This window comes from Acidovorax sp. DW039 (assembly GCF_037101375.1).
In the GTDB taxonomy this organism is placed as follows: domain Bacteria; phylum Pseudomonadota; class Gammaproteobacteria; order Burkholderiales; family Burkholderiaceae_C; genus Acidovorax.
The window spans coordinates 245,328-270,452 of sequence record NZ_AP029019.1 but is presented as its reverse complement, the minus strand read 5'-3'; the positions used below and the strand labels follow the sequence as shown (position 1 = coordinate 270,452).

24 protein-coding genes are annotated in these 25,125 nt (G+C 63.3%); 14 read left to right on the top strand and 10 right to left on the bottom strand.

The genetic code is table 11. The annotated features are described in order from the left end of the window. Positions 1-99: 99 nt before the first annotated feature. From AACH87_RS01200 to AACH87_RS01185, 4 genes are all read right to left on the bottom strand, one after another. A complete protein-coding gene (locus AACH87_RS01200; RefSeq protein WP_338796885.1) occupies positions 100-2,337 on the bottom strand; it encodes an NADP-dependent isocitrate dehydrogenase in 2,238 nt (745 codons plus the stop codon). A 469-nt stretch (positions 2,338-2,806) separates the two neighbouring features. After that, entirely contained in the window at positions 2,807-3,472 is a 666-nt protein-coding gene (locus AACH87_RS01195; protein WP_338798815.1) for an anaerobic ribonucleoside-triphosphate reductase activating protein, read from the bottom strand. Between the two features lie 49 nt (positions 3,473-3,521). Beyond that, the gene (gene nrdD, locus AACH87_RS01190) at positions 3,522-3,737 is read right to left on the bottom strand and encodes an anaerobic ribonucleoside-triphosphate reductase (protein ID WP_338796884.1); all 216 of its coding nucleotides are present in this window, start codon (positions 3,735-3,737) and stop codon (positions 3,522-3,524) included. Positions 3,738-3,936: 199 nt separating this feature from the next. Next, positions 3,937-5,955 (bottom strand): ribonucleoside triphosphate reductase, encoded by a 2,019-nt coding sequence (locus AACH87_RS01185; protein WP_338796883.1) that lies wholly within the window; start codon positions 5,953-5,955, stop codon positions 3,937-3,939. A gap of 200 nt (positions 5,956-6,155) precedes the next feature. On the opposite strand from AACH87_RS01185, the gene AACH87_RS01180 reads away from it, so the two are divergent. The 6 genes from AACH87_RS01180 (at position 6,156) to AACH87_RS01155 (ending at position 11,850) form a co-directional block, all read left to right on the top strand. After that, positions 6,156-6,746, top strand: coding sequence for a TetR/AcrR family transcriptional regulator (locus AACH87_RS01180; RefSeq protein WP_338796882.1), 591 nt, complete (start codon positions 6,156-6,158; stop codon positions 6,744-6,746). A 38-nt stretch (positions 6,747-6,784) separates the two neighbouring features. Beyond that, positions 6,785-7,378: a cytochrome b/b6 domain-containing protein gene (locus AACH87_RS01175; RefSeq protein WP_338796880.1), complete on the top strand. Its 594-nt coding sequence runs from the start codon at positions 6,785-6,787 to the stop codon at positions 7,376-7,378. Positions 7,379-7,410: 32 nt separating this feature from the next. Further along, positions 7,411-8,610: a threonine ammonia-lyase gene (locus AACH87_RS01170; protein WP_338796879.1), complete on the top strand. Its 1,200-nt coding sequence runs from the start codon at positions 7,411-7,413 to the stop codon at positions 8,608-8,610. 79 nt (positions 8,611-8,689) lie between these two features. Continuing rightward, positions 8,690-8,836, top strand: coding sequence for a hypothetical protein (locus tag AACH87_RS01165; RefSeq protein WP_338796878.1), 147 nt, complete (start codon positions 8,690-8,692; stop codon positions 8,834-8,836). Between the two features lie 120 nt (positions 8,837-8,956). Beyond that, complete coding sequence (queC, locus tag AACH87_RS01160; RefSeq protein ID WP_338796877.1) at positions 8,957-9,667, top strand: 7-cyano-7-deazaguanine synthase QueC; 711 nt, start codon at positions 8,957-8,959, stop codon at positions 9,665-9,667. A 314-nt stretch (positions 9,668-9,981) separates the two neighbouring features. Further along, entirely contained in the window at positions 9,982-11,850 is a 1,869-nt protein-coding gene (locus AACH87_RS01155; protein ID WP_338796876.1) for a phosphoenolpyruvate carboxykinase (GTP), read from the top strand. Between the two features lie 222 nt (positions 11,851-12,072). Here the strand turns inward: AACH87_RS01155 and AACH87_RS01150 are convergent, their stop codons facing one another. Continuing rightward, entirely contained in the window at positions 12,073-12,513 is a 441-nt protein-coding gene (locus AACH87_RS01150; protein ID WP_338796875.1) for a hypothetical protein, read from the bottom strand. Positions 12,514-12,670: 157 nt separating this feature from the next. Here AACH87_RS01150 and AACH87_RS01145 point away from each other — a divergent pair, with 157 nt between their 5' ends. From AACH87_RS01145 to AACH87_RS01125, 5 genes are all read left to right on the top strand, one after another. Continuing rightward, positions 12,671-13,630 (top strand): LysR family transcriptional regulator, encoded by a 960-nt coding sequence (locus tag AACH87_RS01145; protein ID WP_338798814.1) that lies wholly within the window; start codon positions 12,671-12,673, stop codon positions 13,628-13,630. A gap of 55 nt (positions 13,631-13,685) precedes the next feature. After that, positions 13,686-14,534: a metallophosphoesterase gene (locus AACH87_RS01140; protein ID WP_338796874.1), complete on the top strand. Its 849-nt coding sequence runs from the start codon at positions 13,686-13,688 to the stop codon at positions 14,532-14,534. A 126-nt stretch (positions 14,535-14,660) separates the two neighbouring features. Continuing rightward, positions 14,661-15,083, top strand: a complete 423-nt coding sequence (locus AACH87_RS01135; protein ID WP_338796873.1) for a universal stress protein — start codon at positions 14,661-14,663, stop codon at positions 15,081-15,083. Positions 15,084-15,278: 195 nt separating this feature from the next. Next, positions 15,279-15,734, top strand: coding sequence for a fasciclin domain-containing protein (locus AACH87_RS01130; protein ID WP_338796872.1), 456 nt, complete (start codon positions 15,279-15,281; stop codon positions 15,732-15,734). A gap of 46 nt (positions 15,735-15,780) precedes the next feature. Beyond that, positions 15,781-16,722, top strand: coding sequence for a fasciclin domain-containing protein (locus AACH87_RS01125; RefSeq protein WP_338796871.1), 942 nt, complete (start codon positions 15,781-15,783; stop codon positions 16,720-16,722). 78 nt (positions 16,723-16,800) lie between these two features. Here AACH87_RS01125 and AACH87_RS01120 read toward each other — a convergent pair whose 3' ends face one another. Together AACH87_RS01120 and AACH87_RS01115 are read right to left on the bottom strand one after the other, a co-directional pair. After that, complete coding sequence (locus AACH87_RS01120; RefSeq protein ID WP_338796869.1) at positions 16,801-17,415, bottom strand: TetR/AcrR family transcriptional regulator; 615 nt, start codon at positions 17,413-17,415, stop codon at positions 16,801-16,803. Between the two features lie 191 nt (positions 17,416-17,606). Further along, positions 17,607-18,518, bottom strand: a complete 912-nt coding sequence (locus AACH87_RS01115; RefSeq protein ID WP_338796867.1) for a LysR family transcriptional regulator ArgP — start codon at positions 18,516-18,518, stop codon at positions 17,607-17,609. Between the two features lie 142 nt (positions 18,519-18,660). Between AACH87_RS01115 and AACH87_RS01110 the strand changes: the two genes are divergently transcribed. Both AACH87_RS01110 and AACH87_RS01105 read left to right on the top strand, forming a co-directional pair. Beyond that, positions 18,661-19,998, top strand: coding sequence for a D-amino acid dehydrogenase (locus AACH87_RS01110; protein WP_338796865.1), 1,338 nt, complete (start codon positions 18,661-18,663; stop codon positions 19,996-19,998). A 94-nt stretch (positions 19,999-20,092) separates the two neighbouring features. Then, positions 20,093-20,653, top strand: coding sequence for an NAD(P)H-dependent oxidoreductase (locus AACH87_RS01105; protein ID WP_338796864.1), 561 nt, complete (start codon positions 20,093-20,095; stop codon positions 20,651-20,653). Positions 20,654-20,808: 155 nt separating this feature from the next. Here AACH87_RS01105 and AACH87_RS01100 read toward each other — a convergent pair whose 3' ends face one another. Both AACH87_RS01100 and AACH87_RS01095 read right to left on the bottom strand, forming a co-directional pair. Beyond that, entirely contained in the window at positions 20,809-22,083 is a 1,275-nt protein-coding gene (locus tag AACH87_RS01100; RefSeq protein ID WP_338796862.1) for a M14 family zinc carboxypeptidase, read from the bottom strand. Continuing rightward, positions 22,083-22,874: an alpha/beta hydrolase gene (locus AACH87_RS01095; RefSeq protein ID WP_338796861.1), complete on the bottom strand. Its 792-nt coding sequence runs from the start codon at positions 22,872-22,874 to the stop codon at positions 22,083-22,085. The genes AACH87_RS01100 and AACH87_RS01095 overlap by 1 nt, the downstream gene beginning before the upstream one ends. Positions 22,875-23,050: 176 nt before the next feature. On the opposite strand from AACH87_RS01095, the gene AACH87_RS01090 reads away from it, so the two are divergent. Then, complete coding sequence (locus tag AACH87_RS01090) at positions 23,051-23,494, top strand: flavin reductase family protein (RefSeq protein WP_338798812.1); 444 nt, start codon at positions 23,051-23,053, stop codon at positions 23,492-23,494. A 91-nt stretch (positions 23,495-23,585) separates the two neighbouring features. On the opposite strand, the gene AACH87_RS01085 is transcribed toward AACH87_RS01090, so the two are convergent. Further along, on the bottom strand, positions 23,586-25,109 hold the full coding sequence (locus AACH87_RS01085) for a DUF4832 domain-containing protein (RefSeq protein WP_338796859.1): 1,524 nt from the start codon (positions 25,107-25,109) through the stop codon (positions 23,586-23,588). Between the last annotated feature and the right edge of the window lie 16 nt (positions 25,110-25,125).

Below are 25,125 nucleotides of genomic sequence, written 5' to 3'. Positions count from 1 at the left end.
AAAGAGACTGCCCAGGCAGTCTCTTTTTTTTTTACCCCTGACCCAAGCTGATGCAAGGCCAGGGCAGAGGCGCAAAAAGCGCCTCCGATCAGGCCAGGCTTACGCCAGCACCGCCTTGAGCGCGTTGTTGAACGTCTCGCTGGGGCGCATCACGGTATCTAGCTTGGCGACTTCAGGCAGGTAGTAACCGCCGATGTCCACGGGCTTGCCCTGCACGGCATTGAGTTCGTCCACGATCTTCTGCTCGTTTTCGACCAACTGCTTGGCCAGAGGCGCAAACTTGGCTGCCAGTTCGGCATCTTCGGTTTGCGCGGCCAGTTCCTGGGCCCAGTACAGGGCCAGGTAGAACTGGCTGCCGCGGTTGTCGAGCTGGCCAGTCTTGGGGCTGGGGTTCTTGTTGTTGTCCAGCAGCTTGCCGGTGGCAGCGTCCAGCGTCTTGGCCAGCAGCTTGGCGCGGGGGTTGCCGTTTTTCAGGCCCAGGTCTTCAAACGAGACGGCCAGGGCCAGGAACTCGCCCAGCGAATCCCAGCGCAGGTGGTTTTCTTCCACCAGTTGCTGCACGTGCTTGGGAGCCGAGCCGCCCGCACCGGTTTCGTACATGCCGCCACCGGCCATCAGAGGCACGATGGAGAGCATCTTGGCCGAGGTGCCCAGTTCCATGATGGGGAACAGGTCGGTCAGGTAATCGCGCAGGATGTTGCCGGTGGCGCTGATGGTGTCCAGGCCGCGGATGACGCGCTCGAGCGTGTAGCGCATCGCACGCACCTGGCTCATGATCTGGATGTCCAGGCCGGTGGTGTCGTGCTCGTGCAGGTACATCTTCACCTTGGTGATGAGTTCCTTCTCATGCGGACGGTAGGCGTCGAGCCAGAACACCACGGGCATGCCGGAGTTGCGGGCGCGGTTCACAGCCAGCTTGACCCAGTCGCGGATGGCGGCGTCCTTGACCTGGCACATGCGCCAGATGTCGCCTTGCTCCACGTTCTGGCTCATCAGCACTTCGCCGGTGGCCAGGTCGGTGATGTTGGCCACGCCGTCTTCGGGGATTTCGAAGGTCTTGTCGTGCGAGCCGTACTCTTCGGCCTGCTGGGCCATCAGGCCCACGTTGGGCACGGTGCCCATGGTCTTGGGATCGAACGCGCCATGCCACTTGCAGAAGTTGATCATCTCCTGGTAGATGCGGGCAAAGGTCGACTCGGGCATCACGGCCTTCACGTCCTTCAGGCGGCCGTCAGCGCCCCACATCTTGCCGCCGTTGCGGATCATGGCGGGCATGGAGGCGTCCACGATGATGTCGTTGGGCGAGTGGAAGTTGGTGATGCCCTTGGCGGAATCGACCATGGCCAACTCGGGGCGGTGCTCGTGGCAAGCGTGCAGGTCGCGCTTGATCTCGTCGCGCTGGCTCTGGGGCAGGGTTTCGATCTTGGTGTACAGATCGACCATGCCGTTGTTCACGTTCACGCCCAGCTGTTCAAAGGTCTTGGCGTGTTTCTCGAACGCTTCCTTGTAGAAGATCTTCACGCAGTGGCCGAACACGATGGGGTGGGACACCTTCATCATCGTGGCCTTGACGTGCAGCGAGAACATCACGCCCGTCTTGCGCGCATCTTCGATTTCCTTCTCGTAGAACTCCAGCAGCGCCTTCTTGCTCATGAACATGCTGTCGATCACTTCGCGGTCGAGCAGGCTGACCTTGGGCTTGAGGATGATGGACTTGCCGCTCTTGGTGATCAGCTCCATCTTCACGTCACGGGCGCGGTCCAGGGTCATGGACTTTTCGCCGTGGTAGAAGTCGCCAGCGTGCATGTGCGATACGTGCGAACGCGATGCCTGACTCCACTCGGCCATGCTGTGGGGGTTCTTGCGTGCGTATTCCTTGACGGCCTTGGGAGCGCGGCGGTCGGAGTTGCCTTCGCGCAGCACAGGGTTCACAGCAGAGCCGGTGCACTTGCTGTAGCGGGCCTTGATTTCCTTTTCCTTGTCGTCCTTGGGCTGGTCTGGATAGTCAGGCAGCGCGTAGCCCTTGGACTGCAGCTCGGCGATGGCGGCCTTGAGCTGAGCGACGGAGGCGGAGATATTGGGCAGCTTGATGATGTTGGCGTCAGGCTGCAGGGTCTTCTTGCCCAGGTCTGCCAGGTTGTTGGGAACGCGCTGCTCTTCGGTCAGGTAGTCGGGAAACTCACCCAGGATACGGGCGGCCACGGAGATGTCGCTCTCCACCACGTTGATGCCAGCGGGCGCTGCAAAGGTGCGGACGATCGGCAGGAACGATGCCGTTGCCAGGCGCGGGGCTTCGTCGGTGAGGGTGTAGATGATGGTGGGTTGCTGATTACTCATGGCTTGTCTCACAGTACAGAGTAGGAAGCGACCGGCTGGCAGAGCAGTTTCGGTTGCGCGGAAAAAAAGCCCTTAATTCTGCTTGCGCCCGGCACAGCAATCCTTCATTTTTTGCAATGCATTTTCACAATGCAAAAAATGAAGGGCTATTTTTGAATTTTTTTTGGTCTGTCGGGCGGTTAGAGGGGTGGAGGACATCCGTAGAGCCTGCTTACGACCTATTCATAGTGCCCGCAAGGCAGCACAAGGCCGCAATCAAGGCGTGCGCCGCCGCCCATGCTGGCGGCCTGGGCAAGGTGCGCAACGCAGAGTGCGGCTTTGTGCTGCCTTGCCCGAAGGGTTGCCCCACAAAGACGGCATCTGCTGCGTTGCCCATCCTCGCCGGGCCACCAGCCCGTCTGCGGTGTGCGCCTTGCATCTGCCGCCTCTGTGGGGCAACGGGCACCATGAATAGGTCGTAAGCAGGCTCTCACGCCCCGCCACGCACATCAAAAGCTTTGACTCGCGAACCTAATCCCACGGGCAATGGAGCAATGGAGCGTGGGGTTTCTCGGGGTGAGGTCCGACAGGGCTGCAGGGTCCAGTGCGTCACGCCTTCCGCGACTAGATCGTGCTCCAGCGTTTGCAGTTCCTCGCGGCTGAACAGGCCTTCGTGCCAGGTGGTACGGCACTCATAGGCCACGCCGCTGCGCACCAGCAGTTGCAATGATTGCCACGCACGGGCATCGCTGCCGCGGGCGCCGGTGATTTCGGCGTAGCGCTGGCGGGGGCCTTTGATGTCGAGCCCCACCCAGTCGAGCAGGGGCAGCACAGCGACCAGCCGTTCGGGGTACATGCCGCCGGTGTGCAAGGCCGTGGCAAAACCCATGGCCCGCACTTGCTTGAGGGCATCGGGCAAGGCCGCTTGCAGCGTGGGCTCTCCGCCCGAGAAAACCACACCGTCCACCAGCCCCCGCCGCTTTTCCAGAAACAGCAGCACCTGGACCCACGACATGCCTGCCGCTGCCTTCACCTCCAGCAGCTCCGGGTTGTGGCAATAGCCGCAGCGCCAGGGGCAGCCCTGGCAATACAGCACTGCTGCTAGGCGACCGGGAAAGTCGATGGTGGTCAACGGCGTGATGCCGCCCACGTGCAGGCTCGGCGCTGCAGCCGGTGGGCAGCGACGCGATCCGCCGGGCTCGGACTCAGGCACCGCAGCGTGTGCCACAGCCGGGCTCACGGAAGAACTGGCGCTCGCGGTGCTCGCCCTGCTTGCCCACATTGAAGCTGGCCACGGGGCGGTGGTAGCCCATCACCCGGGTCCACACCTCGCAGGGCTGGCGCTCGGCATCGGTCAGGGTCACGGTAGCGGATTCGGCACTGCGCAAGGCAGCGTGTTCGGCAGAAGAAAAATGGGTCATGAGGGACTCTCAGAAAGATGGGGGATGAACGAAGCGGAGGGATGAAGGGCCGATGCACCCGGCCCATCGCGGGCAGAGGCAAAGCGGTGATGGCGTGCATTCTTCACGTCACACCTGTATTCGTTCGCTATATTTTTCATAGCTTCTTGCGCTTATTCCATAAGCGCAGGCGACCTTTTGACTCATAAGTCCTGCACAGTCAGGCAGCCAGAGCGGCGCGCTTGGCGGCCAGCCTCTCTTCATCGCACCGGGGGCAGAACGGGTGCTCGCCCGCCAGGTAGCCGTGGGTGGGGCAGATGGAGAAAGTGGGAGTGACGGTGATGTAGGGCAGGCGGAAGTTCGTCAGTGCACGCCGCACCAGTTCGCGGCAGGCTGCGCTGCTGCCCACGCGCTCGCCCATGTACAGGTGCAGCACGGTGCCGCCGGTGTATCTGGATTGCAGGGTTTCCTGCCGCATGAGCGCCTCGAACGGGTCGTCGGTAAAGCCCACAGGCAGCTGGGAAGAGTTGGTGTAGTACGGCTGCTCTGGCGTGCCTGCCTGCAGGATGGCGGGCCAGCGCTTCCTGTCTTCTTTGGCAAAGCGGTAGGTGGTGCCTTCGGCGGGCGTGGCCTCCAGGTTGTAGAGGTGGCCGGTCTCTTCCTGGAACTGCGTCATGCGCTCGCGCACATGGTCGAGCAGGCGCAGCGCCAGCATGTGGCCTGCCTCGGTGGTGATGTCTTCGCGGTCGTGGGTGTAGTTGCGCACCATTTCGTTGATGCCGTTCACACCCAGCGTGCTGAAGTGGTTGCGCAACGTGCCGAGATACCGCTTGGTGTAGGGGAACAGGCCCTGGTCCATCAGGCGCTGGATCAGCTTGCGCTTGGTCTCCAGACTTTGCTTGCCCAGCTCCAGCAATCGATCCAGCGCGGCAAACAGCCCCGCTTCATCGCCCGCATGCAGGTAACCCAGCCGCGCGCAATTGATGGTGACCACGCCCAGGCTGCCGGTCTGCTCGGCGCTGCCGAACAGGCCGTTGCCGCGCTTCAAAAGCTCACGCAAATCAAGCTGCAATCGGCAGCACATGGAGCGCACCATGTTGGGCTCCAGCTCCGAGTTGATGAAGTTCTGGAAGTACGGCAAGCCGTACTTGGCCGTCATCTCGAACAGGCGCTGCGCGTTATCACTCTCCCAAGGGAAGTCCTTGGTGATGTTGTACGTGGGGATGGGGAAGGTGAACACGCGGCCCTTGGCGTCGCCCGTGGTCATCACGTCGATGTAGGCGCGGTTGATGAGGTCCATCTCGGCCTGCAATTCGCCGTAGCAAAACGGCATCTCCACGCCGCCGGTCACGGGCACCTGCTCGCGCAGGTCTTCGGGGCAGGTCCAGTCGAAGGTCAGGTTGGTGAACGGCGTCTGCGTGCCCCAGCGCGAGGGCACGTTGAGGTTGTAGACCAGCTCCTGGATGCACTGCCGCACGGCGGCATAGTCCATGCCGTCCTTGCGCACAAACGGGGCCATGTAGGTGTCAAACGACGAGAACGCCTGCGCGCCCGCCCACTCGTTTTGCAGCGTGCCCAGGAAGTTCACGATCTGCCCCACGGCCGAGCTCATGTGCCTGGGCGGCCCGGCCTCGACCTTGCCCGGCACGCCGTTGAGCCCCTCATGCAGCAGCGTGCGCAGCGACCAGCCAGCGCAGTAGCCGCTGAGCATGTCGAGGTCGTGGATGTGGATGTCGCCGTTGCGGTGCGCCTCACCAATCTCGGGCGTGTAGACGTGCGAGAGCCAGTAGTTGGCCGTGACCTTGCCCGCCACGTTCAGGATCAGCCCGCCCAGCGAGTAGCCCTGGTTGGCGTTGGCGTTCACCCGCCAGTCGGCGCGGGTGAGGTATTCGTTGATGGAGCTTTCCACGTCCACCAGCGTCTGCTTGTCCGCCCGCAGCGTAGCGTGCTGTTCGCGATAGACGATGTAGGCGCGCGCGGTGGCCAGGTGGTTGGCCGCGATCAGCGTGTACTCGGCCACGTCCTGGATTTGCTCCACCGTGGGCGCTTGTCCGCGAAAGCGGTGGATCAGCACCTTGATAACCTGGGCCGCCAGCAGGTCTGCCTCCTCATCGTCATATTCGCCTGTGGCAGCCCCGGCGCGCAGCAAGGCGGTCCGGATGCGTTGCCCATCAAAAGGGGCACGCTGGCCGCGGCGGTCAATGACTTCGCGCGGCAGACTCAGAAGGGAAGACGCCATGGTGAACCCGATCTCGATAAACGGTTGAAACACTACCTATAGCGTTCACGATATCCACGAAACACTATAGGTAGTTTGATGAAGCGCAACCGGCAATGCATCGGCAGCGCAGACTGCTCCGTGCGTGAGATGCCTCAAGCATTTGACATACGGGGCGTATGCCAATTAACATACGCCCCGTATGTGAAAGGACGAGCGCAATGCAGAAACGCCGCACCAGGGCAGAAATGCTGGAAGAAACCCGCACCAAGCTGGTGGCCACGGCACGCCGCGCTTTCGCTGCACAGGGCTATTCGCACACGTCGATGGATGACCTGACCGGCGAGGCCGGGCTGACACGGGGAGCGCTGTACCACCACTTCGGCGGCAAGCAAGGCCTGCTGGTGGCAGTGATTGAGCAGATCGAGGTCGAAGTGGGCGCCCGGCTGGATGCCGTATCCAGCGCGACACCCAACCCTTGGGAGGGCTTTTGCCAGCGTTGCCGCACTTATCTGGAACTGGCGCTGGAGCCCGAAATCCGCCGCATCATCCTGCAAGACGCCCGAGCGGTGTTTGGAGATGTTCCCCCCGCCGCGCAGTCGGTGGGCATTGCCGCGCTGGAGGCAGCGTTAGAGCACCTGATGGCCGAAGGCATCGTGGCACGGCACCACGCTGGCGTGATGGCCCGCATGCTGTATGGCGCTATCACCGAAGCCTCATTCTGGATCGCCGAGCCGGATGGCGATCCCGCCACCAAACTGCCCCAGGCATTGAACGGCCTGGATCGCTTGCTCAACGGTCTGCGCGCCTGATCACGACATCTGACCCACTTTTTTCCTTGAGGCACTTCATGCAGTGGAACAACTCCACCCAACGGTTCGGCGCGCTGGCACAGCTCTTTCATTGGACCAGCGCAGGCGCATTCATCGGTGCATATATCGTTGTGTACTACGTCATCTGGTTCATGGACGACACCTCTCCAGATTCCTTGCCCGTACTCAACATCCACTGGGTGCTGGGTCTGCTGGTGGGGCTGATCGTTATCCCACGGCTGCTGTGGAGGTTGTGGGACGTGCAACCTGCACCGCCCTCAGGCCCCGCCTGGGAACACGCGCTGGCTCACGCTGCCCACATCGGGTTGTACGGCCTGTTGGTCGTGATGCCGCTGACGGGCTACATCGGCACTGGCGCTCCCACGGATTTCGGGCTGTTCAGCGTGACGGGCTTCAACGAGACATCGGCGTTTGCATGGATCAGCGAGTCCTTCCATGTCAGCTGGGACGAGTTTGAAGCCCCGGTGGATGCCATCCATCACTTTGTCGGCAAATTTGTGGCTTGGGCTGTGGTGGCCCTGCATGTGGCTGCAGCGCTGTATCACCATGCAGTCAGGCGCGACGGCGTGCTGCAGCGCATGTGGCCTGGCACGCTGCGCCAGCGCCCGTGACACCCTGAGCCCTGTGCGCCACAATGGCGCGCATGCTGACCCTCCAAGACATTCGCGACGCCGCCGCCCGCCTGCAAGGGCAGGTGCTGGAAACCCCCTGTGTCGAGTCCAAGACCCTTTCGCAGATCGTTGGGGCGCAGGTGTTCCTCAAGTTTGAGAACCTGCAGTTCACCGCCTCCTTCAAGGAACGGGGAGCCTGCAACCGGCTGGCCCTGCTGACCGACGAAGAGCGCGCCCGTGGCGTGATCGCGATGAGCGCTGGCAACCACGCACAGGGCGTGGCCTACCACGCGCAGCGCCTGGGCTTGCGAGCGGTGATCGTGATGCCGCGCTTTACCCCCGGCGTGAAGGTGGAACGCACCCGCGGCTTTGGCGCCGAGGTGGTGCTGCACGGAGATACCCTGGAGGAGTCCCGTGCCCACGCCTATGCGCTGGCGCAGGCCCAAGGCCTGACGTTTGTGCACCCCTATGACGACGAGGGCGTGGCCGCCGGGCAGGGAACGCTGGGCCTGGAGATGCTGCAGGCGGTGCCTGACCTCGACTGCCTCGTGATCGCTGTGGGCGGGGGCGGATTGATCTCTGGCGTGGCCACGGCGGCCAAGGCACTCAAACCGGGCATTGAAATTGTGGGCGTGCAGACCACCCGCTTCCCGGCCATGGTCAATGCCATCCAAGGCACACACCACCCACTGGGCACCTCCACCATTGCTGAAGGCATTGCGGTGGCCACGCCCGGCAAGATCACGCAAGAAATCGTGAAGCGCCTGGTAGACGACCTGGTGCTGGTGGACGAGGGCGACATTGAGCAGGCCGTGCTGATGCTGCTGGAGATCGAGAAAACGCTGGTGGAAGGGGCGGGTGCTGCAGGGCTTGCGGCCCTGGTTCGGCACCCCGAGCGTTTCAAAGGCAAGCGCGTGGGGCTGGTGCTGTGCGGTGGCAATATTGACCCACTGCTGCTGGCCGCGATCATCGAGCGGGGCATGGTGCGCTCCGGCCGATTGGCCCGCATCAAGGTCAGCGCCCGTGACATACCCGGCGTGCTGGCCCGCATCACCGCCACGGTGGCAGATGCAGGCGCCAATATTGAAGAGGTGCACCACCAGCGCGCCTTCACCATGCTGGCGGCCCAAAATGTGGAGATTGAACTGGTGCTGCAAACCCGCAGCAAGGCCCATGTGGAGCAGGTGCTGGGCCAGTTGCGTTCTGCGGGGATGGAAGCTGCAGTGATGTGAGCCTGCTTGGGGGAACCACCGCCCCCACCGGCTGGCTGAGCCGCTAGAATGGGCCAACTTTCAGCATTGGAGACTCACCATGTCGGAGCACAGCACATCGCACACTTCTTCCGAGACATCGTCGGACCCCGTGGAAAACGTGGTCTCTTCCATGCCCGTGGTTCTGCCCGTGGTGGGTGGCGTGTTGATGTTCCTGCTCGCGTTCATCGCCGTCAAAATGGCCTGAGCCCCATCGCACACTTTGCTGAAAAGCCCCGCGCTGCGGGGCTTTTTTGCTTTTGGCGGAGCACACTCCCATTTCCCCTACCTCGTTCTGCCCTTCTTCATTCTCCAAGGATTGACTTCCATGCGTTCTGGCCACGCCCTCGTTCTTTTCTCCGGAGGCCAAGACTCCACCACTTGTCTGGCTTGGGCTCTCACCCACTTCGCCCATGTTGAAACCGTCGGTTTCGACTACGGCCAGCGGCATCACGTAGAGCTGCAGGCGCGCCACGACGTGCTGCAAGCCTTCCGCACCCGCTTTCCTCAGTGGAGTGAGCGGCTGGGGGAGGACCACATGCTGGATCTGGGCGTGCTCGGAGCCATCAGCGACACCGCACTGACCAGCGAGACTGAGATCCAGATGACTGCAGCAGGGCTGCCCAACACCTTTGTGCCAGGTCGCAATCTGCTGTTTTTCAACCTGGCTGCCGCAGTGGGCTACCGCCGCGGTTTGCACACGCTGGTGGGTGGCATGTGCGAAACCGACTTCTCCGGCTATCCCGATTGCCGGGACGACACACTCAAAGCCCTTCAGGTGGCGGTCTCGCTGGGCATGGGCCAGCGCTTCACCATCGAAACACCGCTGATGTGGCTGGACAAGGCCGAGACATGGGAGTTGGCCCGCACGCTGGGCGGACAAGCGCTGGTGGATGTGGTGCTGGAGCAGTCGCACACCTGCTACCACGGGGTGCGCGACGAGCGCCACGCGTGGGGCTACGGCTGCGGAACCTGCCCTGCTTGCGCCTTGCGCAAGGCAGGTTTTGAGCGCTGGACAACCGCCACAAACCCAGCATAACCCCATGCATCTTTTGCATGGATTTTCCCCCAGTCTGACAGACATTTTGATGACGACTTCATAAAATCGTCATCCCAGCCGACCCGCGGACAGCGTGGAGACGCCTCCACACCGTGGGGCAGCCCCCTTCCGCCCGCCGACTGAGCACAGGCGTTACGCACCGACCCACCCTGTTTGCGGGGGCCGACGTAACGCTGGAAAGCCGTTTTTTCAAAGGCCGCGCTCAGCATCGCAATTGCGCCAGGTCCTTGTTGTCGTGATCCGTCCGGTTCGCTTCCTTTGAAAAAACTGTTTTTCAACTTAGGAAGCTCCCGATGAACGCACCCACCATGCAGGGCCTGAATCTCAACGCCCCCGCTTACGTCAAGAACCCACGCCTGCTGGCCTGGGTGGCCGACATGGCCGCCCTGTGCAAGCCCGACACCATTTACTGGTGCGATGGTTCCAAGGAAGAGTACGACCGCCTGTGCGAGCAGCTGGTTCAGGCTGGCACCTTCAAAAAGCTCAACTCCGCCAAGCGCCCCGGCAGCTTTCTGGCCTGGTCCGATCCTTCGGACGTCGCCCGCGTCGAAGACCGCACGTACATCTGCTCTGCCAAGAAGGAAGACGCAGGCCCCACCAACAACTGGATGGATCCCGCACAGATGCGCGCCACGCTGCAGCCGCTGTTTGACGGCTGCATGAAGGGTCGCACCATGTACGTGGTGCCTTTCAGCATGGGCCCACTGGGCAGCCCCATTGCCCACATCGGCGTGGAACTGACCGACAGCGCTTACGTCGCCGTGAACCAGCGCCTGATGACGCGCATGGGCAAGGCCGTGTACGACGTGCTGGGCGTGGAAGGTGAATTTGTGCCTTGCATGCACACTGTGGGAGCCCCTCTGGCAGAGGGCGAGAAAGACAAGACCTCCTGGCCTTGCAACCCCACCGTCAAGTACATCGTTCACTACCCAGAAACACGCGAAATCTGGTCGTATGGCTCGGGCTACGGTGGCAACGCGCTGCTCGGCAAGAAGTGCCTGGCACTGCGTATCGCGTCCAACATGGGCCGCGACCAGGGCTGGCTGGCAGAGCACATGCTCATCCTGGGTGTGACCAACCCTCAGGGCAAGAAATACCACGTGGCGGCGGCCTTCCCCAGCGCCTGCGGCAAGACCAACTTCTCGATGCTGGTGCCTCCCACCGGCTTTGAAGGCTGGAAGGTCACCACCATCGGTGACGACATCGCCTGGATCAAGCCCCAGCCCGATGGCAGCCTGCGCGCCATCAACCCTGAAGCCGGTTACTTTGGTGTAGCACCTGGCACCAACACCCTCACCAACCCCAACTGCATGGCCAGCCTGGACAAGGACGTGATCTTCACGAACGTGGCCCTGACAGACGATGGCGACGTGTGGTGGGAAGGCATGGACAAGGACTCTGGCAAGCTGCCAGACCACCTGATCGACTGGCAAGGCAAGGACTGGACACCGGCCATTGCGAAGGAAACCGGTGCCAAGGCTGCCCACCCCAACGCGCGCTTTACCGTTGCCGCGACCAACAACCCAGCCCTGGACTCTGCCTGGGACGACCCAGCTGGCGTAACCATCGACGCATTCATCTTTGGCGGCCGCCGCTCCACCACCGTGCCCTTGGTCACAGAGGCTCGCAACTGGACCGAAGGCGTGTACATGGCGGCCACCATGGGCTCCGAAACCACCGCCGCAGCCTTTGGCCAGCAAGGTGTGGTGCGCCGCGATCCCTTCGCCATGCTGCCGTTCTGCGGCTACAACATGAGCGACTACTTCCAGCACTGGCTGAACATGGGCGAGAAGATCACCGCTGCCGGTGGCAAGCAACCCAAGATCTACACCACCAACTGGTTCCGCAAGGACGCTGCAGGCAAATTCGTGTGGCCTGGCTATGGCGAGAACATGCGCGTCCTGAAGTGGATGATCGACCGCATCGAAGGCCAGGCCCAAGGCCAGGAAACCATGTTTGGTGTGGCACCACAGTACGCAGAAATCAACTGGACAGGTCTGGAGTTCTCGCCCGAGCAATTCAACACCGTGACCAGCATTGACAAGGCAGCCTGGACGGAAGAACTCAAGCTGCACACCACGCACTTTGAGCAGCTCGCCTACCACCTGCCCCAGGCACTGCTGGACACCAAGGCTGCAATCGAAAAGCGTCTGGCTGCCTGATTGGCATCACCAAGCCTGCGTCTGCGCAGGCTGGCACGAGCATGAAAGCTGCCCCGGTCTTTGCAGACCGGGGCAGCTTTTTTGTTTGAGCGGTAGGCACAACTCAGATGCCACACAACCCCACAGGAACAAAAAAGCCCTGGACGGTGTGCCGTCCAGGGCTTGAAGCTGAGCAGGGTTCCGGCGCTTTTCCCGGAAACCGCCGAATGAAGAAGCCGGTTTTCAGTAGTAACGGCGGATGTCGCTGACGGTAGGCACACCCATGGCGTGGTTCAGTTCGGCCATGATGCGGGGGTCCTTCAGGGCCACTTGCCATGTGCGCTCGTCTTCAGCAGTACGGCGGCGGCTTTCAGCCCAGGCCTTTGCAGAAGCACGCAGGGTCACAGCCATACGGCGTGCGGGCATGGTCAACAGGGCCAGTGCGGCAAAAGCCACGAGCCACAGCACCATCCAGGCAGCCAGCAGATGGCCTTCGCTCCAGGTGTCGATCACCTGATGGGCCACCACCAGCAGGGCGGAGACAACGGCTGCAAGCAGCAGGGAAGCGGCACCACGGGTACCTTCAAAACGGTGAGCCACGTCCTTGATGGCGGCAGCGGCGTTTTCGGCGCGGATCACGCCTGCATGTTCGGTGGGGTAAGTGATGTGTGCAAAGCTGGTCATTTGGAAGTCCCTTTCAAACGCTTGTGGCGATATTGCCGGGCGAATGCGTGAATCTTAGGGTTAACCCTAAATTCATTCAAATTTATATTTTGAATTCTTTACATTCACTTTGATGATGAGTACGGTGTGCTTCGCCACCACTCCGTCCGTCAGCAAGATGCCTGCGCACTTGAACTTCCGATCCCTGGACTTGAACCTCCTGCGCGTGTTCGATGAGGTCATGGCGGAGCGCAGCCTGACCAAGGCAGCGCACAAGCTCTCCATCACCCAACCGGCCGTCAGTAACGCCCTGCGGCGTTTGAGGGAGGTGGTAGGGGATGAACTGCTGGTGCGCAGCGGGCAGGGTGTGGAGCCCACCCCACGGGCCCTTGCCCTGTGGCCCAGCGTGCGCGATGCGCTGGCCATGCTGCAAGAGTCTTTGGCGCCTGGCACCTTTGAGCCCGCAACGGCGACATCTACCTTTGTGTTGGCCATGGCTGACGCCACCGCCGCCACGCTGGTGCCCGCACTGGTAGAAATCATTGAAAAAGAGGCGCCGGGTATTGCCATCCGGGTGCTGCCGCTGACCACGCGGGACCCGCGCAGGTTGCTGGATGAAGAATCGGCAGACATGGCGGTTGGCTACTTTCCTGCCGCACTGGCAGACCTGACGGCACGTGCGCAGTCGGGCGGCGCAGTGGCCTATGACAGCAGGCGCCTGTACGACGGTGAATACATGTGCGTGATGCGGCAAGGCCACCCCTTGGCAACCGGGGAGTTGACGCTGGATGCCTACTGCGCCGCCCGCCACATGCTGGTGAGCTTTTCTGGCAGGCCCTATGGGTTCATTGACGAGGCGCTGGCCACACTGGGCCGCAAGCGGCATGTGGTCATCACTGTGAACCAGTTTTTCACGGCGGGGCGGGTGGTGGCAGGCTCTGACTTGCTCACGGTGTTGCCGCGGCACTTTGTGCCTGTCACGGGCATTGCCGATGCACTGGTGCAACGCGCTTTGCCATTGAGCGTGCCTGCGGTGCATGTGGACGCCATGTGGCGCCGCAGGGGGCCCCATGAAAAGGCCATGGAGTGGCTGCTCAATGCCTTGGCCCGTTCGGCGCGCCGAACCTTCCCAGAGTAAGACTTGTTCTAAGGAACTGTTCAAAGGTGCCAGAGGCTGCGCCTACACTGCCCGCATGAAGATTCAGCTGTTGTCCGACCTGCACCTGGAGGCCCATCCCCAATTCCAAGCCCAGCCTGCCCCAGACGCCGATGTGCTCGTACTGGCAGGAGACATTGGCTCATACCAGCAGGGTGGGCAGCTGACCGATGGCGACTTTGGTCTGGCCCAGTTTTCACCCTTGCCACAGTGGGGTGCATGGCCAACGCCTGTGGTCTTCGTGCCCGGCAACCATGAATACGATGCCCAGGACTTCGACGAAGCACACCTTCGCCTGCAGCGCACCTGTGACAAGCTGGGCATTGCCTGGCTGGAACGTGAAATGCTGGTGCTGAACGGTGTGCGATTTGTGGGCACGACCCTGTGGAGCGACTTTGATGCACTGGCCGACCATGAAAACGCCCAGGACCTGAGCCGCCGCCTGCGTCTGCGGGACAAGGCCTTTCGCGCCGCCAATTTTTACCTGCGCAAAACCGGGGGCACGCGTGCCGGTAAGCCCTTTCTGGCAGAGCCTATGCGCGAGCAGGCGCTGATATGCCAACAGTGGTTGCGCAGTGCGCTGACCCAACCCTTTGATGGGCCTACGGTGGCCGTTACCCACTTCGCCCCCAGCCTGCGCAGTGCGGATCCACGCTATGGTCTGGTGCCCGGCACAGCGGGCTTTTGCAATGCATTGGACGCGCTTTTGCCCCATGCCCGGCTGTGGCTGCACGGGCATTTGCATGCCCCCAGCGACTACATCGTGCAGGGCCATGACGCACAGACCCAGCAGCCCTGGCAATGCCGTGTGGTCGCCAATCCGCTGGGCTATGCCCGCAAAGGAGAGCAGGAGAGCTTCCGGAGCCAGCTTTGCATCCCCGTATGATCAGTGGGCACCCTGCGGGCGTCGCCCGTGTGGATACCGCCCCAGCGCAAGACGAAAAACATGACCCAGGTCAAGACAACAACCGGCTGCGCGCATTAGTCTGAACACATCAACCTGGAGCACACCATGAACATTCTGCTTGCTGTCGACGGCAGCGCTTTCACCAAGAAAATGCTGGCCTACCTGGCTACCCATGAAGACCTGCTGGGCCCCAACCACAGCTACACCGTGCTGACGGTGCAAGCGCCCCTGCCCACCCGTGCGCGTGCCGCTCTGGGCAAGGAAGTGGTAGACAACTACCACACCGAAGAAGCCGACAAGATCATGGCCCCGGTGGCCAAGTTCCTGGGCCGGCACGGCGTGGAACCCAAGCGCATGTTCAAGGTCGGCGCCGTGGGCGAAACCATTGCCAAGGTGGCCGATTCCGGCAAGTTCGACCTGCTGGTGATGGGGTCTCACGGTCACGGTGCCCTGGCTACCTTGGTCGTCGGCTCGGTCACAACCCAGGTGCTGGCCCATTGCAAGGTGCCCGTGCTGATCGTGCGCTGATCCGCCACCGACCGCCCCACCATCCAAGCCCCGCTCTGCGGGGCTTTTTATTTGCCAGAGCGAAGTCCCACCTTAGAAAATTACCGAACGGTATTAATAAAAACCATTTGGTTTACTTTGGAACCAATTGGTTATAGATTTCGCCTGCGCCCATCCTGGCGTTTCATTTCCGTCCCTTACAGAGAGGAGCGTCCCATGAAGAAGACCTTGATTGCATTGGCACTGACGGCAGGTGCCACATGCGCAGCATTGGCACAGGACATCGTGGATACCGCCGTGAAAGCCGGCAATTTCAAAACCCTGGTTGCCGCAGTTCAGGCGGCAGGCCTGGTGGACACACTCAAGGGTCCAGGCCCCTACACGGTGTTTGCACCATCGGATGAAGCTTTTACCAAGATTCCCAAAGCCACTCTGGATGGGCTGCTGGCCGACAAGGCAGCGCTGACCAAGGTACTGACCTATCACGTTGTTCCAGGCAAGGTCATGGCCAAGGATGTGAGTGCCGGCAAGGTGAAGACCGTGCAAGGTCAGGAATTGACAGTCACCACCAGCTCGGGGGTGATGGTCAACCAGTCCAAGGTGGTAGCCACCGACGTCGCTGCCAGCAACGGGGTGATCCATGTGATCGACACCGTGCTCATGCCCCAGTAAGCACGGGGCCACTGCCAGCACCGTCCACCAAGCAAGGAGAACTCCCATGCATCCCATCATGAATCGCCGCACAGTGCTCATGGCCACTGCCCTGGGTGCAAGCACCACGCTGCTGCAGGCCTGCGGCGGGGGCGATGACGAGCCCCAGCGCAACATCGTTGAAATCGCACAGTCCAACCCCGACCTCAGCATTCTGGTAGAGGCCGTCGTGGCCGCAGGGCTGACGCAAACGCTGAGTACAGGCTCACTGACCGTTTTTGCCCCGACCAACGCCGCCTTTGCAGCCCTGCTGACCGAACTGGGCGTGACCAAGGAAGCCCTGCTGGCCAACAAGACTCTGCTGACCGCAGTGCTGAGCTACCACGTGCTGGGCAGCAAGGTGAATCGGGCCGATGTCCCTGTGGGTAAGGCCATTACGCCGCTGTCTGGCGGCTTCTTCAAGATCGAAGCCACTGGCGGCCTGAAAGTGACCGATGGACGCAATCGCATCGCCAACATCACTGCCACAGACATCCAGGCCAGCAACGGTGTAGTGCACCTGCTGGACCGCGTGCTGCTACCGGCTGACAAGGATATCGTCGCTACCGCCTCAGCCTTGCCAGACTTCAGCATTCTGGTGGAAGCGGTGGTGGCGGCTGGTCTGGTGCCCACGCTGCAAGGCAAGGGCCCGTTTACCGTGTTCGCCCCCACCAATGCCGCCTTTGCGGCACTGCTGGCCGAACTGGGCGTGACCAAGCAGGCATTGCTGGCCAATACGGCGCTGCTCACCTCCGTGCTGACCTACCACGTGGTGCCTGCGCGGGTGCTCAAGGCCGAGGTGCCTTTGAATACCGCCATTACCACCGTGCAAGGCCAGACCTTTACCGTCAACGCCAACCTTGCCATCACCGACCAGCGTGGCCGTGTGAGCAACATCGTGACCGCCGATGTATTCACCAGCAATGGCGTCATCCATGTGGTGGATAAAGTAATCCTGCCCAGGGCCTGACCATTCGGAGAAGGTCTGACACACCAAAAATCAAAAAGCCCGGCACTGCCGGGCTTTTTGATTTGCTGACCAGTGTGGCTAGCGGGCTGCCAGCCCGTCAAAACAGGTACGCACCACCAAGTCCACGATCTCGGCATCCGAGTACTGGCCGCCATCCTTCAAGAAGGTCACGACCGGATCACAGGCGCGGGCATACAGGGTGTAGAGCACCACCAGCGGTGGCAAGGTGGGGTTGATCTGGCCCTGGCTTTGGGCCTCGGTGATCCACTCGCCCACCTGGTCGCTCACCGTGACCAGACCGTTGAGGTAGTCCTTGTCGGCCATCAGCACCGCACGCAGCGTGGAATTGCGGCTGGGCAGCAACGGCATCTCATTGGTGATGAGCCGCTCCAGCGACCAGCGCACCAGTGCGCGCAACTTGTCCATGGAAGGCATCTCGGCTGGCAAACCATCAAGGTAAGCGCGCACTCTCTGCAGAATCTGCACCATGGCTGCACAGCACAGCTCTTCCTTGCTGCTGAAATGCTTGTAGAGGCTGGCCTTGGCGATGCCCACGGCATTGGCGACATCGTCCATGGTCATGGCGTCATACGCCTTTTCGCCCAGCAGACGGCAGGTGGACTGGAGGATGGCTTCCTCGCGCGCGAGGTGCATCTGCTCCTTGAAAGACACTTTGGGTTGCGGCACTGACATAGGTCGCATCTTATCCAGTACGGTAAAAAAATAAATGCACCAGTTGCATTGCAACTACGGCGTTCACGGTTTCTCTGCCTTTTGCTGTATCGCGGACGGGCGACCCTCCCGGGGCGTTTCAGCCAAAACGCTGTTGCGCCCGCGCCCTTGGATGAAAGCGACTCACCCCAACCTTGGGCGTTTCGTTGCTGTCAGGACACCAGCGTGCGGGCTGCCGTCGCCTTGAGTGCCTCGGTCAAGGCATCCAGCAGTTCTGATTCCAGATTCCAGCAGTGCCAGTACAGCTGGATGGGCAGCGACTGCCCCGGAATCAGGTCCACTAGGCTGCCGTCGGCAATCGGCCCGCGCGCCAGCAACTCGGGCATGACCCCGACACCCCAGCCCGCCGCCACGGCCCGCATCTGCCCTTCGGTGCTGGGCACAAACAGGTGGTTCAGCGCCACCCGCTTGAGCCCGAACGCCCGAGCGACGAATTCTGCGGCCATGTCGTCCTTGCGGTTGAAGGACAAGAACGACACTTCACGGAAATTGTGCGGCGTCAGCCCATGTGGCAAGTGAGTACGCGCAAACTCTGCAGAGGCCACAGCAACGTAATGCATGGCCCCCAGCGGCACCATGCGGCATCCGCGCAGCGCCTGCTTGAGCGTGGTGACGCAGCCCAGCACCTGGCCGGAACGCAGCCATTCCTGGGTGAAATCCTGGTCGTCTGCAATGATCTCCAGCGGCAGGCGCTGGCGCACCAGGTCGTGCAAGGCCCCCAGGGCCCAGGTGGCGATGCTGTCGGCGTTGATGGCGATGGAAATGCGCTCGTCCTCACGCGTGCCGCCCGGCGTGCTGGGGGCCAGCTCCTGCAGGTCACGTTCCAGGTCGGCCCGCAGCAGACGCAACTGCTTGGTGTGCTTGAGCAGCAACTGCCCGGCCGATGTGGGCTTGAGAGGCCGACTGCGCACGATGAGCACCGAGCCCACCTGCGCCTCCAGCGCCCGCAGGCGCTGCGACACAGCCGACTGGGTCACGTTCAGCCGCTGTGCAGCGCGTTCAAAACCGCCCTCTTCCACAATGGCGGCTAGGCATTCCAGGGCGGCGGGGTCGTAGGTGCTCATGGTCTCGCGGTGGCCTGCGCAGGCCGGATTCAGGCAAACAAGGGCGGTCAAACGGCAGCATCAGCATTAGTGACACTGATGATTTTGGAGTAAGTTTAATTTTGCTTTTACTCCAATGCAATGTCGCGCACACTGCGCAGTCATGAAAACCATTGTCCTCGGCGCCGGCATCATCGGCATCAGCACAGCGTGGCACCTGCTCGAACGTGGGCATGAGGTGGTCGTCGTCGATCGCCAGCCCGACGCTGCTCTTGAAACCAGCTTCGCCAACGCGGCGCAGATCTCGGTGAGCTACTGCGAGCCGTGGGCCAACCGCGAAGCGCCGCTCAAGGCGCTGAAGTGGATGTTCGACAAAGAGGCACCGCTGCTGTTTCGCCCGCAGCTCGACTGGGACCAGTGGCGCTGGGGCCTGAAGTTCCTGGCGCAGTGCAACGACACCGCGTTTGAGCGCAACGTGCAGCAAATCGTGGCGCTGGGCGCCTACAGCCACGCAGCGCTCAAGGACCTGGTAGCCAGCACCGGCATTGAATACAACCGCCTCGAACGCGGCATTGCCCACTTCTACACCGACCAGAAATCTTTTGACGCCGCAGGCCACGCCGTGGAGCTGATGCGCAAGTTTGGCGTGCAGCGCCGCCTAGTCAGCCGCGACGAGCTGCTGCAGATCGAGCCCGCCTTCAAGGCCTACGGCGACATGATCACCGGCGGCACCTACACCAGCACCGATGAAAGCGGCGACGCCCGCGTGTTCACCCAGGAGCTGGCCCGCCGCTGCGCAGCGCGCGGGGCGCAGTTCCTGTACAGGCACGATGTGCTGCGGCTGAACAAGATTGGTGATGCTATTGATTCTGTAGCTGTCATCGCACGCAACACGGGCGCTGGTGGCCAAAAAGACTTCATCCTCAAGGGCGATGCCTTTGTAGTGGCCTGCGGCTCGTACAGCGCGCCGCTGCTGCGCACCGTGGGTGTGGACTTGCCCATCTACCCCGGTAAGGGCTACAGCGCCACCTTCCCGCTGCTCAGGCCCGAAGGCGCGCCCATGGTCTCCACCATCGACGACGGCAAGAAGATTGCCATGAGCCGCCTGGGCAACGTGCTGCGCGTGGCCGGCACCATTGAGCTGGGCGGGTTTGACATGAGCCTGGACAGCCCCGTGGCCCGCGCCCGCTGCCACATGCTCTCGCGCCGCATTGCCGAAATTCTGCCCGGCGTGTGCGACACCCGCACGCCCGAAGAAGGCGGCAACCCGCAGTACTGGACCGGGCTGCGCCCCGCCACGCCTACCAACATCCCCTTCATCGGCCAGACCCGCGTGGGCAAGCTGTGGGTGAATGCAGGGCACGGCACGCTGGGCTGGACCCACGGCGCGGGCTCCGGCAAGGCCATGGCCGAGCTGCTCAGCGGCGAAGTGCCAGCGATGAATTTTGGTTTTCTGGGCGTGCAAGCGCCGCGCACCGTGCGCAGAGCCGTGGCGGCATAGCCAACCTTCGCCTAGAGATTTAGCGCCGCCGGGCGTGCTGCGCGCCATGCCCCCGCCTCGGCACACAAGCCCTGCCGCCGCTACCATCAGCGGCATGGCGAACACCACACACTACCTTTTCCTCACCACATCCACCCGCGAAAGCGGGCACCTGGGCAACACCGAATGGCTGGCCCAGCAAGCCGCCGCTGCCCTGCCCGCAGGCACGGTGCAAACCTGGCACCACCTGGCGCGCATGGAACTGCCGCCGTTTGTGGACCTGCGCCACACCGTGGGCACCTACCCCGCGCCCGAGGGGGACCTGAAAACCCTGCTGGACGCCACGCTGGCCGCCACGCACATCGTGTTTGTCTCGCCCGTGTACTGGTTCAGCATTCCGTCCCCGCTCAAAACCTACCTGGACCACTGGAGTGCCTGGATGCGCGTGCCCGGCCTGCCCTTCAAGGAACAGATGGCCGCCAAGACGCTGCAGCTCATCACCACCAGCGGCGACCGCACCAAGGCGCAGCCGATGATCGATTCGGTGGAGCTGTGCGCCAAGTTCCTGTCCATGCGCTGGGGTGGCGCTCTGTGGGGCAAGGGCGGGCCACCCGGCGCGGTGCAGGCGGATGCGCAGGCAGTGGTACAGGCCGCCCAGTTTTTGCTATCTAATTAATAGCTGCCTGCGCTTGATAGACGGGTGCAACGGGCTTTTTTATTCAAGAGCGGGTAATCTGAGCTGGAGCACCCGCCCTTCGACAAACTCAGGACAGATCTGTCCAAACCTGAAGCGCCTCAGCGGGCTCAGCGTGACCCGTTCATTGCGAACGCTCAGAGCCCCTGCCCATCCAGCACCAGCCGCGTGTTCATCCACTGCCGCAGGTCGCGCCACATGGCGCGCACCTCGGCATCGGGGGGCATGCGCAGCGCGTGTTCCAGCTCGATGGTGACCACGGGCACGCCACGGTGCAGCCCGCCATAGTGGCCGAGCGAGCCGGGGAAGACCCCGAGCTTGTCCATGCGCAGGCGGCCCAGGCGGGCGGGTGGATCGTGCGGGCCGTCAAAGTCCAGCACGCCGTAGGGCGCGTGGATGCTGACCACCAGCTGCGGGCGGAACTGGTCCATCTGCTGGTGCAGGAAGCGGGACTCCGGCTCGGACAGCGGCTCCGGCCCCGGCCAGCGGCGCGGGTCCTTGCGGGTGCGCTTTTCCCAATAGGCCGGTGCCTCCTGCGCCCAGCCCGGCGTGGGAAAGTTGCGGTTCAGGTCCACCCCGCTGGCATTCACCCGCGTGGGCTTGGGGGCGAGCAAACCGTCCGGGTTGAGCACGGGCACAAAGCGCCAATGCACCGTGGGGTGGGCTGGTGGGTGGGCTCCTTCGTGCGCCACATCTTCCGCCTCGGCCATGGCAATCCAGCGCAGGGCCAGGGTGGCAGCCGTCAGCTCATCCCCATGCATGGCGCCCACCACCAGCACTCGCAGCGGTGCGGCATCCACCGCAGCGCCACCCACCACCGCTTCACTGCTCACCGTGCCGTTGGCCACGGGCTGCAGGCGGGGGTGTGGGCGCGGCTGCGCTGTAGTCTGCCGCACATCGCGCCAGTACAGCGGGCGGCCCTGGGCAGACCGCGCCCCGCTGGCCTGCAAGCGGGTGGCAAGGCACTGGCTGCGCGTGAGGCCCGGCAGGCGCGGCAGCAACAGGTCGCAGGCAGCAGCCGCAGGGGTTTGCGCACTGGTTTGCGCATCGGTATCCGCATGGACTTCCGCATCGGTGGCACCGCCTGCCGTGGTTGCGGGTGGGGTAGCCTCAGCTGCAGGCTTCATGGGCGCGGGCTGGAGCGAATCGCCGGTTCCTGCGCCTGAAGCCTTGCCCTGCTGCGTGCCCGCCACCGGTGGGGCTTGCAGCGGCAAAGAGGCTGGCCATGGCGAAGCCACCCGGCCATACACCCCCGTTGCTACCCCCGCTGGGGCCCCTGCGGCTCCCCCGGATGCAGAGCCTGCGGCGGGCCACAGTTGCACCGGCACCCACACGGCCACCGCCAGCAGGCCCAGGCCGACAAAAACTCCCAGCGCCCCGTGCAGGGACGCGAGCCCCCTCCCCCGCACCATCAATGCAGTACCCGGTGGCTGGCCAGAAAGTCCAGCAGGGCAGCGTCAAAGGCGTCCGGGTTCTCCAGCTGCGGCCAGTGGCCTACGTGGGGCAGGCCCAGGTACTGGGCGTCGGGCATCAGCTCGGCCAGGGCCTGCAGGGCCGCGGGCGGGGTGCAATGGTCCGCCTCGCCACCCAGCAGCAGGGTAGGAATGTGCACGTTCATCCACGCACCGGCCCAGCGGTCAAACCCCTGAATGGCCTGCAGAGCCCGGCGGTAGGTGGAGGGGTGAACCTGCGACAGCGCATGCTCGGCCAGCCGTGCCCCTTCAGGCAATGCGCCCGGCCCGATGCACTGGGGCACCAGCGTTTGCGCCAGCTGCACCATGCTGCCGCCGGGCTGCTGCGCGGCGTCCAGCGCGCGCTCGCGCGGGGCCAGCCAGTCCTGCACGGCCTGGGTGTCCAGCGCGGGGCCACCAGCGCACAGCACCAGGCGGCGCACCATCTCGGCCCGGCGCACGGCCACTTCCAGGGCCAGCATGGCCCCCATGCCATGCCCCACAAGCGACACCGGGCCGCACTGCAGCGCATCGATCAGCGCCAGGCAGCTTTGCGCCAGGCTCTTGAAGGTATAGGGCTCCACCGGCGCACTGCGCCCGTAGCCGGGCATGTCCCACGCCACGGCGCGGTAGCCCGCGCCTGCCAGCATCTCCAGTTGCGGCGCAAAGGTGAGGTGGTCGCCATCTGCATCGTGCAGCAGCAGCACCGTGGGGCCGGAGCCAAGCGTGGAGAACGTGGGGAGGAAAGCCATACGGAAATGAGTGCCTGTAAGCGTGCGCCGCACAGTGCGACGGACGGCACTCCATAATAGTTCCCATCCCTCTTGTCCCTGCCCTGCGCCTTACTTTTGTGAACAGCCCCCAGCCTCGCACCACCCTGGCTCTGCCGCCCAGCTTTTCTTCCCGCGAGTTCCGCAACGCGCTGGGCATGTTTGCCACCGGGGTCACCATCGTCACCGCCCGCAACGCAGCGGGTGAGCTGGTCGGGCTCACGGCCAGCTCTTTCAACTCGGTGTCGCTGGAGCCGCCGCTGGTGCTGTGGAGCCTGTCGCACGGGGCCAGCAGCATGCCCGCCTTTGCCAACGGCTCGCACTACGCCATCCACGTGCTGGCTGCCGACCAAAAGGCCCTGGCCGAGCGCTTTGCCACCCGCGGCATCGACCGCTGGGCAGGCGTGGAACACCGCCCCGGCATCAACGGCGCCCCCCTGCTGGCTGGTGCCGCCGCCACGTTTGAGTGCTTCAACCGCAGCCAGTACAAAGAGGGCGACCACACCATTTTTGTGGGCGAGGTAGAGCATTGCGAGCACCGCGAAGGTGCCTCGCCCCTGCTGTACCACGGGGGCAAGTTTTATACCGAGCACCCGTTGTAGGGTTTGGCTGCGCCAGCTCAAACGCTATTAATTAAATAGCTGCCTGCGCTTATTTCACAAGCGCTGGCGGCTATTTTTGCTTCAAACCCTATCACTGCACCTGCACCGTGCTGCCCAGCGCTAGCCGCCCCGTGCCTGCCTGCCACTGCACGCCCGTCACCGCGCTGTCGGCATTGGCAAAGCGCACCGCATAAGCGGGCGTCGCAGCCAGGGCTGCGGCGGCATCGGGGGCGCCGATGTGCACGCGGTAGCTGCCGGGGGACAGGGTGGCGGGCAGCGTGACTTCACCAGACCACTGCAGCGGCTCGCCCGGGCTGGCCTGGCGCAAGTCGGTGCCCGCCAGGGGCAGCACCGTCGCTTCATTGGTGGCGCTGACCAGATACAACGCCAGGTTGCGCGCATTCATCGGCCGGGCCCAGCCCTGGTTGCTGAGGGCCACCTGCCAGGCCAGCGTGCCGCCGGGTGCTGCGATAGCGCTGTGTGCCACGCTCTGCAATTGCAGCCGGTAGCCCAGCTTGCGCGACAACTCGGCCATGCAGCCGCCCGCCTGCCACTGGGCGAAGAAGCCCTCGTAGTAGTCGCGGTTCAGGTAAGTCATGTGGTAGGCCGCGCCTTCGCGCAAGATGTCCTCGCAGGTCATGCGGGCCTGGGTCACTTCAGGCGGGGCGCAGGTCTCGCCCCCTGCGCTCATCACCGCGCTGGACTGCTGGGCATAGGTGCGCAGTGCGGCCGACTGGGCAGGCGTGTCGGCCCAATAGGTGCCCACATCGTCCTGGCTGGCCAGAAAGCAGTCGTTGTGCTGGCCGATGCGCGCCGCCGCTGTGGGGCTGGCGGCCAGCAGCTGGGCCAGCGTGGGGGGCGTGGGGTACCACGCGGCCAGATCGCCGGGGTAGCGCACCTGCAGCTGGCGGCTGGCGGGTACGGCGGCCAGCAGCGCATCGCGCACGGCAGCCTTGTTGGCCGGGGTGGTGAGCTTGTTGGACGAGGTATGCCACTCGCCCCACGCTCCGATAAAGCCGCCCTGCACCACGGCAATCACATCCGCATTGGCCTGCAGCACCGGCTGTAGCTGGGCAATGTGGCGCTTGACGCGCGAGAGCGTGGCGTCTTGTGCATTGAGGTAATCGGCCTCGGTCTCCGGGTAGTTGTAGGCAAAGCGCACCACGGCCTTGAGGCCCTGCTTGCGCAGGTTGGCAAAGCCCGTGTTCAGCTTGGTGAGGTAGCTGCTGGGCAAGTCCTTGGTGCGGTAGGCGCTCAGGTCGCCCGGGGTGTAGACGAGGCGCTGCCCGTCTGCCACCACGTAGTCAAGCGAGGTGGCGGTGATCTTGGAGGGATCGATGGCAAAGCGGTAAAAGCCGCGCTCGGGGTTGGGGAAGTCTGCGTCTGAGGGACTGAGGCTGACCTGCACCAGCGGGGATGTGTTCAACTGGAGCAGCGTCTTGGGCAGGGCAGCCTTCGACATGGCGGCCTTGGGTACCTCGGCCACCGCAGGCGGAGCCCCAGGCCCGCTGAAGGAGATGGTGACGCCATCGTTCTCTGCAGAGCCTCCGCAGCCTGCCAGCGCGGCACAGGCCAGGGCCACTGCGGCCCACAGTGTGGTGTTTTGCTGCTCCATAACCCCTCCGCCAATA